Origin of the sequence: Streptomyces violaceusniger Tu 4113, from assembly GCF_000147815.2 — a bacterium.
Taxonomy (GTDB): Bacteria; Actinomycetota; Actinomycetes; order Streptomycetales; family Streptomycetaceae; genus Streptomyces; species Streptomyces violaceusniger_A.
Genome location: NC_015957.1, coordinates 7,589,647 through 7,604,709 on the forward strand (window position 1 = coordinate 7,589,647; position 15,063 = coordinate 7,604,709).

Annotated in this window: 14 protein-coding genes; 3 read left to right on the forward strand and 11 right to left on the reverse strand. The window is 70.2% G+C overall.

Annotated elements, in window-relative coordinates; translation table 11 throughout:
• Window positions 1-20: 20 nt before the first annotated feature.
• The 3 genes from STRVI_RS30875 to STRVI_RS30885 all read left to right on the forward strand — a co-directional run bounded on the left by STRVI_RS30875 (window position 21) and on the right by STRVI_RS30885 (window position 3,612).
• Entirely contained in the window at window positions 21-902 is an 882-nt protein-coding gene (locus tag STRVI_RS30875; RefSeq protein WP_014059495.1) for a siderophore-interacting protein, read from the forward strand.
• Between the two features lie 507 nt (window positions 903-1,409).
• Window positions 1,410-2,192 carry an IPT/TIG domain-containing protein gene (locus STRVI_RS30880; protein ID WP_043236817.1) on the forward strand — a complete coding sequence of 261 codons (783 nt, stop codon included), beginning with the start codon at window positions 1,410-1,412 and terminating at the stop codon, window positions 2,190-2,192.
• A 157-nt stretch (window positions 2,193-2,349) separates the two neighbouring features.
• On the forward strand, window positions 2,350-3,612 hold the full coding sequence (locus STRVI_RS30885; protein ID WP_014059496.1) for an IPT/TIG domain-containing protein: 1,263 nt from the start codon (window positions 2,350-2,352) through the stop codon (window positions 3,610-3,612).
• Between the two features lie 23 nt (window positions 3,613-3,635).
• Here STRVI_RS30885 and STRVI_RS30890 read toward each other — a convergent pair whose 3' ends face one another.
• From STRVI_RS30890 to STRVI_RS30940, 11 genes are all read right to left on the reverse strand, one after another.
• A complete protein-coding gene (locus STRVI_RS30890; RefSeq protein ID WP_014059497.1) occupies window positions 3,636-6,458 on the reverse strand; it encodes a DEAD/DEAH box helicase in 2,823 nt (940 codons plus the stop codon).
• Between the two features lie 147 nt (window positions 6,459-6,605).
• Window positions 6,606-7,571: a twin-arginine translocase subunit TatC gene (gene tatC / locus STRVI_RS30895; RefSeq protein ID WP_014059498.1), complete on the reverse strand. Its 966-nt coding sequence runs from the start codon at window positions 7,569-7,571 to the stop codon at window positions 6,606-6,608.
• A gap of 63 nt (window positions 7,572-7,634) precedes the next feature.
• Window positions 7,635-7,925 (reverse strand): Sec-independent protein translocase subunit TatA, encoded by a 291-nt coding sequence (gene tatA / locus STRVI_RS30900; RefSeq protein ID WP_043240378.1) that lies wholly within the window; start codon window positions 7,923-7,925, stop codon window positions 7,635-7,637.
• Between the two features lie 250 nt (window positions 7,926-8,175).
• Window positions 8,176-8,379 (reverse strand): hypothetical protein, encoded by a 204-nt coding sequence (locus tag STRVI_RS30905; RefSeq protein ID WP_014059500.1) that lies wholly within the window; start codon window positions 8,377-8,379, stop codon window positions 8,176-8,178.
• Between the two features lie 10 nt (window positions 8,380-8,389).
• Window positions 8,390-8,632 carry a hypothetical protein gene (locus STRVI_RS30910; protein ID WP_014059501.1) on the reverse strand — a complete coding sequence of 81 codons (243 nt, stop codon included), beginning with the start codon at window positions 8,630-8,632 and terminating at the stop codon, window positions 8,390-8,392.
• 13 nt (window positions 8,633-8,645) lie between these two features.
• Window positions 8,646-9,605 carry a helix-turn-helix transcriptional regulator gene (locus STRVI_RS30915; RefSeq protein ID WP_014059502.1) on the reverse strand — a complete coding sequence of 320 codons (960 nt, stop codon included), beginning with the start codon at window positions 9,603-9,605 and terminating at the stop codon, window positions 8,646-8,648.
• A 19-nt stretch (window positions 9,606-9,624) separates the two neighbouring features.
• The gene (locus STRVI_RS30920) at window positions 9,625-10,590 is read right to left on the reverse strand and encodes a helix-turn-helix transcriptional regulator (RefSeq protein ID WP_014059503.1); all 966 of its coding nucleotides are present in this window, start codon (window positions 10,588-10,590) and stop codon (window positions 9,625-9,627) included.
• A 114-nt stretch (window positions 10,591-10,704) separates the two neighbouring features.
• Window positions 10,705-11,079, reverse strand: coding sequence for an FKBP-type peptidyl-prolyl cis-trans isomerase (locus STRVI_RS30925; RefSeq protein WP_014059504.1), 375 nt, complete (start codon window positions 11,077-11,079; stop codon window positions 10,705-10,707).
• Window positions 11,080-11,118: 39 nt separating this feature from the next.
• Window positions 11,119-12,114 (reverse strand): FKBP-type peptidyl-prolyl cis-trans isomerase, encoded by a 996-nt coding sequence (locus STRVI_RS30930; protein ID WP_014059505.1) that lies wholly within the window; start codon window positions 12,112-12,114, stop codon window positions 11,119-11,121.
• Between the two features lie 113 nt (window positions 12,115-12,227).
• Window positions 12,228-13,589: a Pup--protein ligase gene (gene pafA, locus STRVI_RS30935; RefSeq protein ID WP_014059506.1), complete on the reverse strand. Its 1,362-nt coding sequence runs from the start codon at window positions 13,587-13,589 to the stop codon at window positions 12,228-12,230.
• 9 nt (window positions 13,590-13,598) lie between these two features.
• Window positions 13,599-14,882 (reverse strand): MFS transporter, encoded by a 1,284-nt coding sequence (locus tag STRVI_RS30940; protein WP_014059507.1) that lies wholly within the window; start codon window positions 14,880-14,882, stop codon window positions 13,599-13,601.
• Window positions 14,883-15,063: the final 181 nt, after the last annotated feature.

Genomic DNA, 15,063 nt, shown 5'->3' on the forward strand with positions numbered 1-15,063 from the left:
TAGTTGATCAGGGAGGTGCCATGGCGGACCGTCCGGCCCGTAAGACGCGCACGCCGCATCGCGCACAGGTGGTGCGCACCGACCGGCTGACTCCGCACATGGTGCGGGTCGTCCTGGGCGGCGACGGCCTCGCCGACTTCCACGTGGGCGAGTGGACCGATCACTACATCAAGCTGCTCTTCCCGACCGGGGGCGCCACCTACCCCGAGCCGTTCGACCTGGAGCGGATCCGCGCCGACTTCCCGCGCGAGCAGTGGCCGGTCACCCGGACGTACACGGTCCGGGCCTGGGATCCGGCGGCCCGGGAGCTGACGGTGGACTTCGTGACCCATGGCGACGAGGGGCTGGCCGGGCCGTGGGCCTCCCGGGTCCAGCCGGGCGAAGAGATCCACTTCATGGGGCCGGGCGGCGCCTACGCCCCGGGCGCCGAGGCCGACTGGCATCTGCTCGTGGGGGACGAGAGCGCGCTGCCCGCGATCGCCGCCGCGCTGGAGCGGCTCACCGACAGCCGGGCGGGCGGCGCGGCCGAGGTGCCGGTGCACGCGTTCATCGAGGTGGCGGACGAGGCGGAGCAGCTCAAGCTCACCGTGCCCGAGGGGGCCCGGGTGAGCTGGCTACACCGGGGCGCCGCACCGGTCGGCGAGGCGCTGGTGGCGGCCGTCCGGGGGCTGGAGTTCCCGCCCGGGCAGGTGCACGCCTTCGTCCACGGCGAGGCGGGCTTCGTGAAGGAGATCCGCCGCCATCTGCGCCTCGGGCACCAGATCCCGCGCGAGTGGCTGTCCATCTCCGGCTACTGGCGGCGCGGCCATGACGAGGACGGCTGGCAGGCCTCGAAGCGGGAGTGGAACCAGCAGGTCGAGGCGGAGCAGGAGAAGTCGGGGCCCGAGGAGGCCGCGGCGTAGCGGACGCGACGCGTACGACCATCAGGCCCCGGCCGGGAGCATCCGGCCGGGGCCGTTGCGTGTTCCGGCCTCAGCGGGCACGGCGAAGTACCGGCGTCTATCCGGCGGCGGAGAGCGCACTCCGGCTCACAGAAGATGACCGTGGCGCCTTGACATATGGTCACATGAGCTCCGCACACGCCTTTTTCGTACCTTCCGCACCTATCACTCTTTTGGTTCACTCACATCGAGCGAGAGTTCCGGCACCGCAGTAGATCTCGGCGCCGACCAGTTCTCTTCAGGACTCGCCCTGCTGCGGCCGGCACCCAGGCACGAGTCACTCTCAAGTCGCCATCACCGGTGATGCCGTCTCCGCTGAAGGCCGTGGCGTCCCGGGCCCGTGGGGTCCATCTCCCTCCCACCCCTCTGTACGGCGGAACCCGGTGCGGTCAACGGCCGCGTTGCCCATCCCTCCCGCTCCCGGCACACCCACACACCAGAGCAAGACGATCGAAGAGGAGCACGCTCATGCCCATCACTTCCCTCACCCCCAGCCAGGGCACGATCGGCACCACCGTCAGCATCAACGGCACGTCGCTGGGCACCACTGTCTCGGTGAACTTCGGCGGCGCTGTCGTCAGCCCGGCATCGGTCTCCAACACCCTGGTCACCTTCGTGGTTCCCTCCTCCGCGCCGTGCTCGGGTCAGGTCTCGGTCAGCACCAACCTGTCGAACGGAACCAAGACCAATGCGGTGCCGTTCTTCGTCATCGTGAGGCCGACGACCACGGGCCTGGGCGAGACATGTCTGCCGGCCGCCGGTGGTGCGCTCACAGTCTTCGGCTCCGGCTTCGCGTCCGGGGGCACCGTCAACGTGGGCGCCCTCACCCCAGTCGCGTTCGCCGCCGGCGGCAACAACACCCAGGTCACCGTCACCGCCCCGGCTCACACCCCGGCCGGCTGCTTCGACACCCAGCAGGTCACGGTCACCACGGCCGGCGGCAGCGGCTCCGCGGGCGTCACCCTGATCGACTACTACAACGCGCCGAGTCTGGCCGCCGCCACACTGACCCCCGCCACGGGCCCGGCGGGGACCGAGACCACCATCTCCGGCGCCACCTGTCTCGTCGGCATCACCGACGTGACGTTCACCGACTCGGCGGCCACCGTCTTCGCGGGCCTGCCCTTCACGCCCATCGACGCCACCTCCATCGTCACCGCGGTGCCCGCCGCGGCGGCCGCGGGCGCCGGAGCCTTCACGGTCACCACATGTGGTGGTACGTCCGGCCCCGCCACTTTCACCGTCGCCTGATCCACCGACCGTGGCCGGGCAGGAACGACGCCCCGCACGGTCCCCGCACGGATCAACGCCGCATGGCACACGCTGAGCGCCGATCCCCCGCGCCCTGGCCGACAGCCGCCGGCCAGGGCGCGGTCGTCCTCACGGCACAAGAAGGAGAACGAGCAGCATGGCTCCCGTAGTGACCAGCGTGACTCCCTCTCAGGGCAATCCATCGGGGGGCACCCCCGTCACGATCAACGGTTCCGGTTTCATCGGCGCCACCGTGGTCAGGTTCGGCTCCAACCTGGCCACCAATGTGGTCGTTGTGAGCAATACGGAGATCACGGCCAGAACACCCGCGGGAAGCGGCACCGTGAAGGTGACGGTCACGGGACCGACGGGGACCAGCAACCAGAACGTGTTCTTCCTCTACGCGACGGTCGCGGCTCCGGTGCTCACCGCGCTCAGTCCGGCCTCGGGGCCCACCTCCGGCGGCAACACCGTCACCATCACCGGCACCAACCTCACCGGGGCCACCCAAGTCCTCTTCGGTGCCACCCCCGCCACCATCCTCACCAACACCCCCACCCAAATCACCGCCACCGCCCCCGCAGGCACCGGCACCACCAACGTCACCGTCACCACCCCAGCCGGCACCAGCAACCCCCTCACCTACACCTACGCCACAACCCCCGCACCCACCATCACCACCCTCAACCCCACCTCAGGACCCACCTCCGGCGGCAACACCGTCACCATCACCGGGACCGGTCTCTCAGGGGCCATCCAGGTGCTCTTCGGCGCCACTCCCGCCACCATCCTCACCAACACCCCCACCCAGATCACCGCCACCGCACCGGCGGGGCCACCGTCCGTGGTGAATGTGACCGTCACCACGGCGGGGGGCACCAGCAATCCGGTGCCGTACGTCTATGTCGCCGCCCCGGTCGTCATCGGTGTGAGCCCACAGTTCGGTTCGGACACCGGCGGTAACACCGTCACCATCACCGGCAGCAACCTGGCCCTGGCCAGTGCTGTCCACTTCGGCCCCAACCTCGCCACCGGCCTCACTGTGATCTCCGACAATCAGCTGACGGTGACCGCTCCCGCAGGAACCGGCACGGTCGTGGTCACCGTGACCACACCGGGCGGCACCAGCACTCTGGGCCCCGGGAGCCCCTACTACACCTACCTCGGCGCTCCGGTCATCACTACGCTTGTCCCGAACCAGGGCTCGGAGTTGGGCGGCGACTCCGTGACGATCAACGGCTCCAACCTCACGTACACCGACTCCGTGACCTTCGGGGGAACCCCGGCCTCCTTCAGCGTGCTCTCGGACGCCCTGGCCGTGGCGACGACGCCGGCCCACGCGGCCGGAACGGTCAATGTCCAGCTCCACACCCCCGCGGGCAACAGCAACACCCTCCCCTTCACCTACGACCCGGCCTGAGCCCACCGAAGTGAGCCACAGGCTCAGCCGACCGAGGAGTACGCCACGACCCCGCGCAGCAGCCCGTCGACCGCGCGGCGGGCGTTCCGCGCCACCGTGCCCTCCGGGGCCGCCGCGGCGATCTGGCCGAGCACATCGATCAGTTGCTTGGTCCAGCGCACGAAGTCACCGGCCGGCATGTCGATTTCCCGCAGCACCTCATCCAGCCCATGGCCGGACGCCCAGCGGTAGGCGGCCCAGGCGAAGCCCAGGTCCGGCTCGCGCTGACCGACGCCCTCCGCCTGGTTGATCTTGTGCTCCTCCTCGAGAGCGTCCAGCCGCCCCCATATGCGGACCATCTCGCCCAGCGCGTCCTTGGCCCGGCCCGGGGGCAGTTTGGGCGGCAGCGCGTCATCGGCCGTCCGCGCCTCGTAGACGAGCGCGGAGGCGCAGGCCGCGAGCTCGGCGGGGGGCAGCCCCTCCCAGACGCCCTCGCGCAGGCATTCGCTGGCCAGCAGGTCCAGCTCGCCGTACAGCCGCGCCAGCCGCTTCCCCACGTCCGTGACCTCGTCGTCGCGCAGATAGCCGAGCTCGCTCAGCAGGGAGCAGATCCGGTCGAAGGTGCGGGCGATGGTGTTCGTACGGCCCTCGATGCGCCGCTCGAGCTGCCGGGTGTCGCGCAGCAACCGCTGGTAGCGCTCCCCCCAGCGGGCGTGGTCCTCGCGGTCGCTGCAGCCGTGGCAGGGGTGGGCGCGGATGGCCGCGCGCAGCCGGGCGATCTCGGTGTCGTCGGCGGCGGCCGAGCGCTCCTTACGGCGGCGCCCCACATCGTGGTGACCGGCCTTGGTGCGCAGCGCGGACGCCAGATCGCGGCGGGACTGCGGGCTGCGCGGATTGAACGACTTGGGGATCCGCATCCGGTCCAGCGGCTCGACCGGGACGGGGAAGTCGATCGACGCCAGCCGCTTGACCTGCCGCTCGGCGGTGAGCACCAGGGGCCGCGGCCCGTCGTGGTACTCCATGCCGCGGTGGCCGCCCACCCGCCCGGCGGGCAGCCCCGGGTCGAGCACCAGCGCGAGCCCGGCGAACTTGCCGGTGGGCACATGGATGACATCGCCGGGCCGGAGCTTCTCCAGGGCGACCGCGGCGGCCGCGCGCCGCTGGGCCGCGCCCTCCTTGGCCAGCTCGGTCTCGCGGTCCTTGAGCTCGCGGCGCAGCCGCGCGTACTCGTCGAAGTCGCCGAGATGGCAGGTCATGGAGGCGCGATAGCCCTCCAGCCCCTCCTCGTTGCGCTGCACCTGACGGGAGATGCCGACGACCGCCTTGTCGGCCTGGAACTGCGCGAAGGAGGTCTCCAGCAGCTCGCGCGAGCGGTGCCGCCCGAACTGGGAGACGAGGTTGACCGCCATGTTGTACGACGGCCTGAAGGAGGAGCGCAGCGGATACGTCCGGGTGCCGGCCAGCCCGGCGAGCGCCGCGGGGTCCATGGTGCGCTGCCACAGCACCACCGCATGGCCCTCGACATCGATACCGCGCCGCCCGGCCCGGCCGGTCAACTGGGTGTACTCACCGGGAGTGATGTCCGCGTGCTGCTCGCCGTTCCACTTGACGAGCTTCTCCAACACCACGGAACGGGCGGGCATGTTGATGCCGAGCGCGAGCGTCTCGGTGGCGAAGACGGCCTTGACCAGGCCGCGGACGAAGAGCTCCTCGACAACTTCCTTGAAGGTGGGGAGCATTCCGGCGTGGTGGGCCGCGATGCCGCGCTCCAGCCCCTCCAGCCATTCGAAGTACCCCAGCACATGGAGGTCTTCGTCGGGGATCCCGGCGGTGCGCTCCTCGACGAGGGCCCGCACCCGGGCACGCGCCGCCTCGTCGTTGAGCCGCAGCCCCGCGTGGAGGCACTGCTGGACGGCGGCCTGGCAGCCGGCCCGGCTGAAGATGAAGGTGATGGCGGGGAGCAGCCCCTCGGAGTCGAGCCGGTCGATCACCTCGGCCCGGCCCGGGGTCCAGATCCGGCTGCGCTGACGGCGCTCGCGCTCCCGGTCGGCCTCGCGCATATTGCGCCCGCGGCGCTTGTCGCGGCCGAAGGTGGGGCGGCTGCTCTCCATCCGGGCCAGCCGGACGAGATCCGGGTTGACCTCGCGGCGCCCGCTCTGGTCGCCGTCCTGGCCGCTCTTCTCCTCGAACAGGTCGTACATCCGGCGCCCGGCCAGGACGTGCTGCCACAGCGGCACGGGGCGGTGCTCGGAGACGATGACCTCGGTGTCACCGCGGACGGTGTCGAGCCAGTCGCCGAACTCCTCGGCATTGGAAACCGTCGCGGAGAGTGACACCAGCGTCACCGACTCGGGGAGGTGGATGATGACCTCCTCCCAGACGGCGCCGCGGAACCGGTCGGACAGGTAGTGGACCTCGTCCATCACCACATGGCCGAGGCCGAGCAGCGCCTGGGAGCCGGCATAGAGCATGTTCCGCAGCACCTCGGTGGTCATCACGACCACCGGGGCGTCGGAATTGACGCTGTTGTCCCCGGTGAGCAGACCGACCTTGTCGGCGCCGTAGCGCTTCACCAGGTCGGCGTACTTCTGATTGGACAGCGCCTTGATGGGCGTGGTGTAGAAGCACTTGCGGCCCTGGGTCAGCGCCAGGTGGACGGCGAACTCGCCCACGATGGTCTTGCCCGAGCCGGTGGGGGCGGCGACCAGCACGCCCTTGCCGGACTCCAGGGCCTTGCACGCCTCGATCTGGAAGGGATCCAGCTCGAAGTCGTACATCTCGCGGAAGGGGGCCAGCGCGGTGGCCTGCTCGGCGGCCCGGGCGCGGGACGCCGCATAGCGCTCGGCGGGAGATAGCTCGTCGGTCATCGTATCTACGAGCCTACCGGCCACCTCCGACAGCGCACGCGATCTTTATCGGGCTTTGTTCGGCCGGCCGGGGCTTTGTTCGGCGCGCCCGGCCGGGACGGGGCCGTGGACGGCTGCCCCGCCCGTGCCAGGAGCGGCTACGGACGGCTAGGTGACGTCGTCGTAGCCGTTGCGCCGGGGGGTGCCGCCGGAGTCGTCCCCGTCGGTGAGCTCCGGCCTGGCGCTGGGCGCGGCGACGGCCTCGGGGGTCAGATCCAGCTCGGACGCCTCGTCGTCGCTCAGGCCGAAGTCCGGGTCGGCGGCCCGGCGGCGCGCCTTGCGCCGGTCGTTGGCCAGGGCGACACCGACGGCACCGAAGTAGAGCACGGTGACCGGCCCGGCCAGGGCGAACATGCCGATCGGGTCGGTGCTGGGGGTGGCGATGGCGCCGAAGACCGTGATGCCCATGATCATGGCGCGCCACCAGCCGAGCATCCGTCGTCCGGTGAGGATGCCGGTGAAGTTCAGCAGGATCAGCAGCAGCGGAAGCTCGAAGGCGAGCCCGAAGACGAGGACCATCCGGGACAGCAGATCGAGGAAGTCGTCCAGCGGAAGGAGGTTGTTGGCCCCCTCCGGGGTGAAGCCGATAAGGACCTTGGCGCTGGTCGGAAGGATCATGTACGCGAAGTACGCGCCGGCGACGAAGAGCGGTACGCCGAGCCCGACGAAGAACAGGCCGTACTTCTTCTCGTTGCGGTGCAGCCCGGGCGCGAGGAAGGCCCAGAGCTGGTAGAGCCAGATCGGGGTGGCGACCACCAGCCCGGTCGTGAAGGAGACCTTCAGCATGATCGTGAACGGCGACAGCAGACCGTTCACGGTGAAGTAGGCGCAGTCGTGCCCCTTACTCCCCTGGCCCGAGAGATCGGACAGCGAGACCCCGCCACAGCCGACGGCGTCCAGCACCGGCTGCATCAGGAATTTGGCGATGTCCATGTAGAAGAACATCGCGACGATCGTGACCACGCAGATCGCCAGGACCGACTTGAGCAACCGGTTGCGCAGCTCACGCAGGTGCTCAGCCAGGGGCATCCGCCCCTCGGGGTCCTTCTCCTTCGTGCGGGCAGACTTGAGCAACCCACGTCCTCATCTCGTGCGTCCGGTGGCGGCCTTCCAATGCCGCCTTCAAGTGGCCCTGGGTCAGCGCTTGGTGGTGTCGCTCGGCTCCGACACCGGACGCGAGCTGGTCACGTCTCCGGGCGCGGCCTGGATCGTACGGTGGGTGGACTCGTCCTGGCCGGGCTGGGGCGGGTCGGCCGGCGTGGTCTGCTGCTGCTGACCATCCGCCTTCATGGCCTTCGCCTCGCTCTTGAGGATCCGGGCCGACTTGCCCAGCGAGCGGGCCATGTCCGGAAGCTTCTTGGCACCGAACAGCAGCAGCACGACGACAAGGATGAGGAGAATCTCGGGAACGCCGATCTTTCCGAACAGCATAAGCGTCTTCCTTCTCACCGAGGCGGCTGGGGGTGGGGCTGCCCGACCGGTCGGACAGGTGTCCGGCAGCCGTGCTGTCTGCGATCGTAGCGCGCAGGGGTAAACCGGAGGCAATCCCCGTGCGGACTCCGGGTTGCGACCCTCCGCCTCGCTACCAGGGCCGCGAAATCTCAGCGTACCCCGCTTGGCTGCGGCGCAGCAGAGCGCCCATCACCTGCGGGCCCCACTCCTGGAGCGGGGCGAGCTCTCACTCGCGACGCAGAGCGTCCACCGTTGACCCCAGCGGAGCCGAGGCCCGCTCCAGGTCCTCGGCGGCCCGGGTGATCCGCTGCGAGCTGTCCGACACCTGCCGGGCCAGCCCGCGGACCTCCGCGTAGACCCGCGCCGAGAGCACGGCGAGTACGGCGATTCCGCAGAAGGCGAGGGCGAGGGCGAGCATCGGCCAGAGCATGCGGCAGAGCCTAGACGGTGGAGTGCAGCCGCAGCGTGCGCACCCCGCCACCGGTGAGCAGCTCCACGATCCGCTCCCCCGCCGGTTTGCGCACCATGGTTCCGCAGTCGGGGCAGGTGAAGGAGTAGAAGGTGGTGCGGTCGCTGGCCCCGATGGCCAGCCGCAACGCGCCCGCGGCCAGCTCGAACCGGCCCCGGCACTCAGGACAGGCTGCCTTGAAGACAACCGAAGCGGCACTCCCCCGTGCGGTCACTGTGTGCGTCCCTTCACTCACCGTACGCCGCGAGCGCCTGCCGCGCCGCGTCCCGGGCACTGTCCGCGAGGCCCTGCGGCGAGACGATCCAGCCGTCCCTGCCCAGCCGCAGCGCCAGGCGCCGCAGCGAGCCGGGCTCGGGCGCGCGCAGGGTGATCCGGAGGCCGCCGTCGGGCAGCTCCTCCGCGCTGTCGTGCGGGTAGTACTCGGCGACCCAGCGCCCGCCGGGGCCGGTCTCGACGACCACCTCGGGGTCCTCGGCACCGGTCTGCACCAGCGCGGAGGACAGGTCCGACAGATCGCGCAGCTCGATGGGCGGCGGATCGGACGCCTCGTCGAGCAGCTTGATCTCGACGACCCGGTCGAGCCGGAAGGTCCGCCGCGCCTCGGAGAGGCGGCACCACGCCTCCATGTACGTGCGGCCGACGGCGAAGAGCCGGATCGGGTCGACTTCGCGCTCGGTGATCTCGTCGCGCGCGGGCGAGTAGTAGCGCAGCCACAGCCTGCGGCGCTCGGAGATGGCACGGTCGACGTCGGCGAAGACGCCGCCCTCCGACTCGAAGATCACCGAGAGCCGGGAGCTGGCGCCCGCCACCTCGCCCGCCGCGGCCTCCAGCTTGGCGGTGGCCCGCAGCAGCGCCTCCCGGTCGCCCTCGCGCAGCCCGGGGAGGGTGGCGACGGCGCGGGCGGCGACCAGCAGCGCGGTGGCCTCGTCGGCCGCCAGCCGCAGCGGCTCGGCGACATCGTCGGGGTTGTGCCACCAGATCCGCTCCCCGTCGGTGTCGATGTCCAGCAGGTCGCCGCCGCGGAAGCTGGTGCCGCACAGCGGCAGCACATCGAGGTCGCCGATCAGCTCGTCCTCGCTGATGCCGAAGGCCCGGGCGACATCGGCGACGCGGGCGCCGGGGCGCTCGCGCAGATATGTCACCAGGGAGAGCATCCGCCGGGTCTGGTCAATGGCGTTTCCGGCCATGATGAAGTGATCCGTCCCCTCAACCCTTGGCTACCGCGCGCAGCCGGTCCACGACATCCGCCCGCAGTTCGTCGGGCCCCAGTACGACCACGTCCGGGCCGAACTCCACGAGCCAGGCGTCCAGGCCGTGCCCGTAGGGAATCTCCAGCTCGTCCCAGCCGTCGCCGGCCGCCTGGGCGGACAGCGCCTTCGCCCGCAGCGGATAGCCGTGGCCCGAGCGCAGCCTGATCCGGGCGGTGCCGGTGGCGGTCTCGCCCGCCCAGGTCTCCACGGTCTCCCGGACGGTGACGTGGTCGGGCACCTCGGCGGTGAACGCGTCGGACCGCAGCCGGACCCGGCCGGTGATCCGGGAGAGCCGGAAGACCCGCTCGGCGGCGCGCTCGCGGTCCCATCCGGCGAGATACCAGTGGCCGCGCCAGGACTCCAGGGTCCAGGGCTCGACCTGCCGCTGCTCGGGGCGCGCGGCGTTCGACTTGCGGTAGTCGAAGAGCACGGGGCGGCGGTCGCGGCAGGCGAGCATCAGCGGCTCGAAGGCGGCCTCATGGACCGGGATGCGCGGCTCCAGCGCGCTGTGCCCCGGGGTGTCGTACGGATCCTCGGCGACCGGCATCCCGGCGGCGCGCAGCTTCTGCAGTGCGCCGCTGGCGGCGCCCGCGAGCCGGGCCTGCTGCCAGACCTTGGCGGCGAGGCCGAGCGCGGCGGCCTCCTCGGCGTCGAGGGTGATCGGCGGGAGGCGGTTGCTGTCCCGGCGGGCGAGATAGCCGATCTCGCCGTCGAGGCCCTCCACCGTCTCGATGATCAGGCCGAGTTCGCGCAGGTCGTCCTTGTCGCGCTCGAACATGCGGTTGAACGCTTCATCGTTCGCCGCGTCGGTCTGGAGGTACGCCTCTATGGAGCCCCGCAACTCCCGTTTGGTCAGCGGACGCCGCGTTCCCAGCAGGCACAGGGCCAGATTCATCAGCCGCTCGGCCTTGGCAATCGCCATCGACGCCCTTTCTTCGTGACCTTACGCACGTGACCGTACCGCTACCGGGACGCGCGGCAAAAGCCGAGGACCCCTGCCCATTGGCAGGAGCCCTCGGCGCGATGGACCGCCGTCTCAGACGGAGACCAGATCGCAGACGAAGATCAGTGTCTCGCCCGGCTTGATCCGGCCGCCGCCGGCGCCCCGGTCGCCGTAACCGAGGTGCGGCGGGACGATGAGCTGCCGGCGTCCGCCGACCTTCATCCCCTGGAGTCCCTGGTCCCAGCCGGAGATGACCTGGCCGACGCCGAGCTGGATCCGCAGCGGGGTGCCGCGGTTGTAGCTCGCGTCGAACTCCTCACCTGTGCTGAAGGAGACGCCCACATAGTGCACGGCGATGTTGTCGCCGGCCTTGGCCGCGGGCCCGTCGCCCTCCCAGATCTCCTTGATCTCCAGCTCGGCCGGCGGCTCGCCGCCCGGGAAGTCGACCTCGGGCTTCTCGATGCTCACGAAATTGCTCCTTGTGACGTTGTGGGCAACCCGCACAGGCTACAGAACTGTCAGGATGTCCACGGAGAACACCAGCGTGGAGTTGGCGGGGATGCCCTTCTGGGCCGCCTTGCCGTAGCCCAGGTCCGGGGGCACGACGACCAGCACCCGGCTGCCGACCTTCTTGCCGGTGAGCCCCTGCGACCAGCCCTTGACGACCTGCTGCAGCGAGAACTGGGCCAGCTCACCGCGCTTGTAGGTGGAGTCGAACTCCTTGCCGCCGTCCCACAGCACGCCCTTGTACTGGACGAGCAGCGCGTCGGTCTTCTTGACCTCCTGGCCGTCACCCTCGATGACGTATTCGGAGACCAGCTTCTTCGGCGCGGACTTCTTGGGGATGGTGATGGTGGGCGCCTTGCCGTCGGTGTTGGTGGACACCTTGGGCAGGTCGGGATTGGTCTGCTCCACCTTGCGGCCCTTGGCCGAGCTCTTGGCGTTGAAGGCATTCACGAGGTCGATGACGAAGACCAGCGTGTCGGTTCCCTTGATACCGGCCTGCGGCTGGCCCTGCTTGCCGTAGGCGTACGCGGGCGGGACGGCCAGCTCCAGCCGGCTGCCGAGGTTCCGGCCCAGCAGGCCCTGGTCCCAGCCCGGGAGGACCTGGCCCTTGCCGATCGGGAAGGCGGCGGTCTTCTTCTTGTCGAAGGTGTTGTCGATGACCTTACCGGTGTCCCAGATCTGCGCCAGGTAGTTGATCTGGACCCAATCGCCCTTGACCGTCTTCCTGCCGTCCCCCTGGCTGATCGTCTTGACCGCGAGATCGTGCGGCGGCTTACCCGTACCCTTGGCGACCTTCGGCTTCTCACCGAACTTCTTACCGGCGGTAATGGGCGGCACCGGTCCGGAAACGATCTTGCCGCTGGGGGCCGGTGAGGGGCTCTGGCTCGTCGGCTCCTGTGACGGCTTGGTCTTGTCGGACCCTGATTTGTCGTCACCACAGCCCGCGAGTGTCAGCAGGCCCGCGGGCACGGCAAGGAGTACGGAGCGTCGGCGCACGGAGTCCTCGTTAAGTAGATCTTGCGATGGCCAATGCGCGCCACTCTACGACGTGGCTCGGGCCCCGTCCGGAGAACGCACGGGGCCCGAGGGCAAGGTAAGCCGTACGCCGGTCACATACCGGCGATGAGTTTCTCCACCCGGTCGTCGACCGAACGGAACGGGTCCTTGCACAGCACGGTGCGCTGTGCCTGGTCATTGAGCTTCAGGTGTACCCAGTCGACGGTGAAGTCGCGGCGCTGCTCCTGGGCCCGGCGGATGAAGTCGCCGCGCAGCCGGGCGCGGGTGGTCTGCGGTGGCACCGACTTGCCCTCGAAGATTTTCAAGTCGTTGCAGACCCGGGCCGCCTGACCCCGCTTCTCCAGCAGGTAGTAGAGGCCGCGGCGGCGGTGGATGTCGTGGTAGGCGAGGTCTATCTGGGCGATCCGCGGATGGGACATGGTGATGTTGTTCTTGGCTCGGTACCGCTCGATGAGCTTGTACTTCATCACCCAGTCGATCTCGGTGCCGATCCGGTCGAGCTCCTCCGTGCGGATCGCGTCCAGGGTGCGGCCCCACAGCTCGAGGACGCGCTCGACCATGCCGGTGCGGATGCCGCGGCGCTCGCAGAAGTCGACGGCCTTCTCGTAGTACTCCTGCTGCACTTCCAGGGCGGACGCCTCGCGCCCGCTGGCGAGCCGCACCTTGCGCTGCCCGGTGATGTCATGGCTGACCTCGCGGATGGCCCGGATGGGGTTCTCCAGGGTCAGGTCACGCATCACGGTGCCCGCCTCGATCATGCGGAGCACCAGATCGGTGGCGCCGACCTTGAGCAGCATGGTGGTCTCGGACATGTTGGAGTCGCCCACGATGACATGCAGCCGGCGGTAGCGCTCGGCGTCGGCGTGGGGTTCGTCGCGGGTGTTGATGATCGGCCGGGAGCGGGTCGTCGCGGAGCTGACGCCCTCCCAGATGTGCTCGGCGCGCTGGCTGACGCAGTAGACGGCGCCACGCGGGGTCTGGAGCACCTTGCCCGCACCGCACAGAAGCTGCCGTGTCACCAGGAACGGGATGAGAATGTCGGCGAGCCGGGAGAACTCGCCGTGCCGTGCCACCAGATAGTTCTCGTGGCAGCCGTAGGAGTTGCCCGCGGAGTCGGTGTTGTTCTTGAAGAGATAGACGTCGCCCGCGATTCCCTCCTCGTGCAGGCGACGCTCCGCGTCCACGAGCAGACCCTCGAGAATGCGCTCGCCTGCCTTGTCGTGGGTGACCAGCTCGGTCACGTTGTCACACTCGGGGGTTGCGTATTCCGGGTGCGAGCCCACGTCGAGATAGAGGCGGGCGCCGTTGCGCAGGAAGACATTGCTGCTGCGGCCCCAGGAGACGACACGGCGGAAGAGGTAGCGCGCCACTTCGTCAGGAGACAACCGGCGCTGTCCCCTGAATGTGCACGTGACGCCGTACTCGTTCTCCAGCCCGAAAATGCGGCGGTCCATGCCTGAACATTACGCCTGATGGCGTGCTCTGAAACCGGGTTCGACGGCACGGTTGCGATCATTTTCCGCGCGGGGTTCATCCGGTGTTGGGTGAACGGTCGGCCGGACGACGGGGCGTGGCCCGTCCAGGAGGAACCGCTGGGCGGCCAGCAGCACCGCCAGCGCGGCCACTCCACCGGCCGCGGGCACCGCGAATCCGGGGGCCACTCCGCCGAGCTGGACCGTGGGCCCCGCCACGGCGGTGCCGACCGCGTTGCCCACCACGAACGTGGTCACCAGCCAGGAGAACGCCTCGGTGACCGTGCCGGTGGGCGCGTGACGGTCCACGACGACGAACGCGCAGGCCAGCGCCGGAGCCAGGAACACCCCCGCCACCCCGGCGAGGACGGTCATCATGACGACGCCCGGCACCAGCATGAGCGGCAGATAGCCGAGCGCCAGCGCGGCCACCAGCAGCCGCAGCCGCCGTTCGGGCGCGCCGGGCCAGGTGCGGCCGCCGTAGACGATGCCGCCGGCCAGCGCGCCCACGCCGAGGGCGGAGAGCAGCGCGCTGGAGACCACGCCGCCGCCGTGCTCGTCGGCGTACGCCACCGCGGCCACCGCGATCGCGCCGAGGGCGAGCCCGATGAAGAAGAACGACCCGAGCAGCACCAGCAGCCCGGGCGAGCGCAGCGCGCCCAGCCAGTGCGCCTCGCGCGGCGCCGAGCGCCACTGCCGCGACGGCCGCGAGACCACGACCCAGAGCGCGCCCGCGACCCCGATGGCGTTGATGACCAGCAGCGCGGCCGCCTCGGACCACACGGCCACGCTCAGGGTGACCAGCAGCGGGCCGACGGCGAACATCACCTCCTGGGCCACGGCGTCCAGCGCGTACGCCGCGTGCACCTGGTCCTCGCGCCGCAGCACCGCGGGCCACAGCGCCCGCAGCCCGCCCTCCAGCGGCGGGGTGAACAGCCCGGCGATCAGCATCGCGGCGTACGCCACGGGCAGCGGGTCGAGCCCGACGACGGCGAACAGGACCATCCCGAGCGCGGAGGCCACGGCGGCGGGGAGCATCACCCAGGTCTGGCCGAAGCGGTCCACGGCCCGGCCCAGCAGCGGCTGGCCCACCGCGTTGGCCACGCCGTAGACGGCCGACAGGCCCCCGGCGAGGGCGTAGCTGCCGCCCTCGGCACGGGAGAAGAGCAGCACGGCGAGGGCGGCGGTGGCGTTCGGGAGCCGTCCCAGCAGTGTGCCGATGAGCAGCCGTGCCGCGTGCGGGGTGCGCAGCAGTTCCCCGTAGCCAGCCGCCATTGTCTGCCCCTTCCTTGCCAGGTCCGCTTCAGGTCCTGCTTCAGGTCCTGCGGATTCCTGCGGGTTGTCGCGAATGCGTCGCGAGTGCGTCGCGGGTCGTGTGTGAAGTTGTACGTATAACTGCCAGCGTCATACGTACCATGGCCGCCACCGCGGGTCCACTCGCGGGCCGAAATGAGCA

Bases quoted from the DNA above. Each gene is read 5' to 3' on its own strand.
- STRVI_RS30875 (WP_014059495.1), top strand. From the start codon at position 21: ATGGCGGACCGTCCGGCCCGTAAGACGCGCACGCCGCATCGCGCACAG.
- STRVI_RS30880 (WP_043236817.1), top strand. From the start codon at position 1,410: ATGCCCATCACTTCCCTCACCCCCAGCCAGGGCACGATCGGCACCACC.
- STRVI_RS30885 (WP_014059496.1), top strand. From the start codon at position 2,350: ATGGCTCCCGTAGTGACCAGCGTGACTCCCTCTCAGGGCAATCCATCG.
- STRVI_RS30890 (WP_014059497.1), bottom strand. From the start codon at position 6,458: ATGACCGACGAGCTATCTCCCGCCGAGCGCTATGCGGCGTCCCGCGCC.
- STRVI_RS30905 (WP_014059500.1), bottom strand. From the start codon at position 8,379: ATGCTCTGGCCGATGCTCGCCCTCGCCCTCGCCTTCTGCGGAATCGCC.
- STRVI_RS30915 (WP_014059502.1), bottom strand. From the start codon at position 9,605: ATGGCCGGAAACGCCATTGACCAGACCCGGCGGATGCTCTCCCTGGTG.
- STRVI_RS30920 (WP_014059503.1), bottom strand. From the start codon at position 10,590: ATGGCGATTGCCAAGGCCGAGCGGCTGATGAATCTGGCCCTGTGCCTG.
- pafA (WP_014059506.1), bottom strand. From the start codon at position 13,589: ATGGACCGCCGCATTTTCGGGCTGGAGAACGAGTACGGCGTCACGTGC.
- STRVI_RS30940 (WP_014059507.1), bottom strand. From the start codon at position 14,882: ATGGCGGCTGGCTACGGGGAACTGCTGCGCACCCCGCACGCGGCACGG.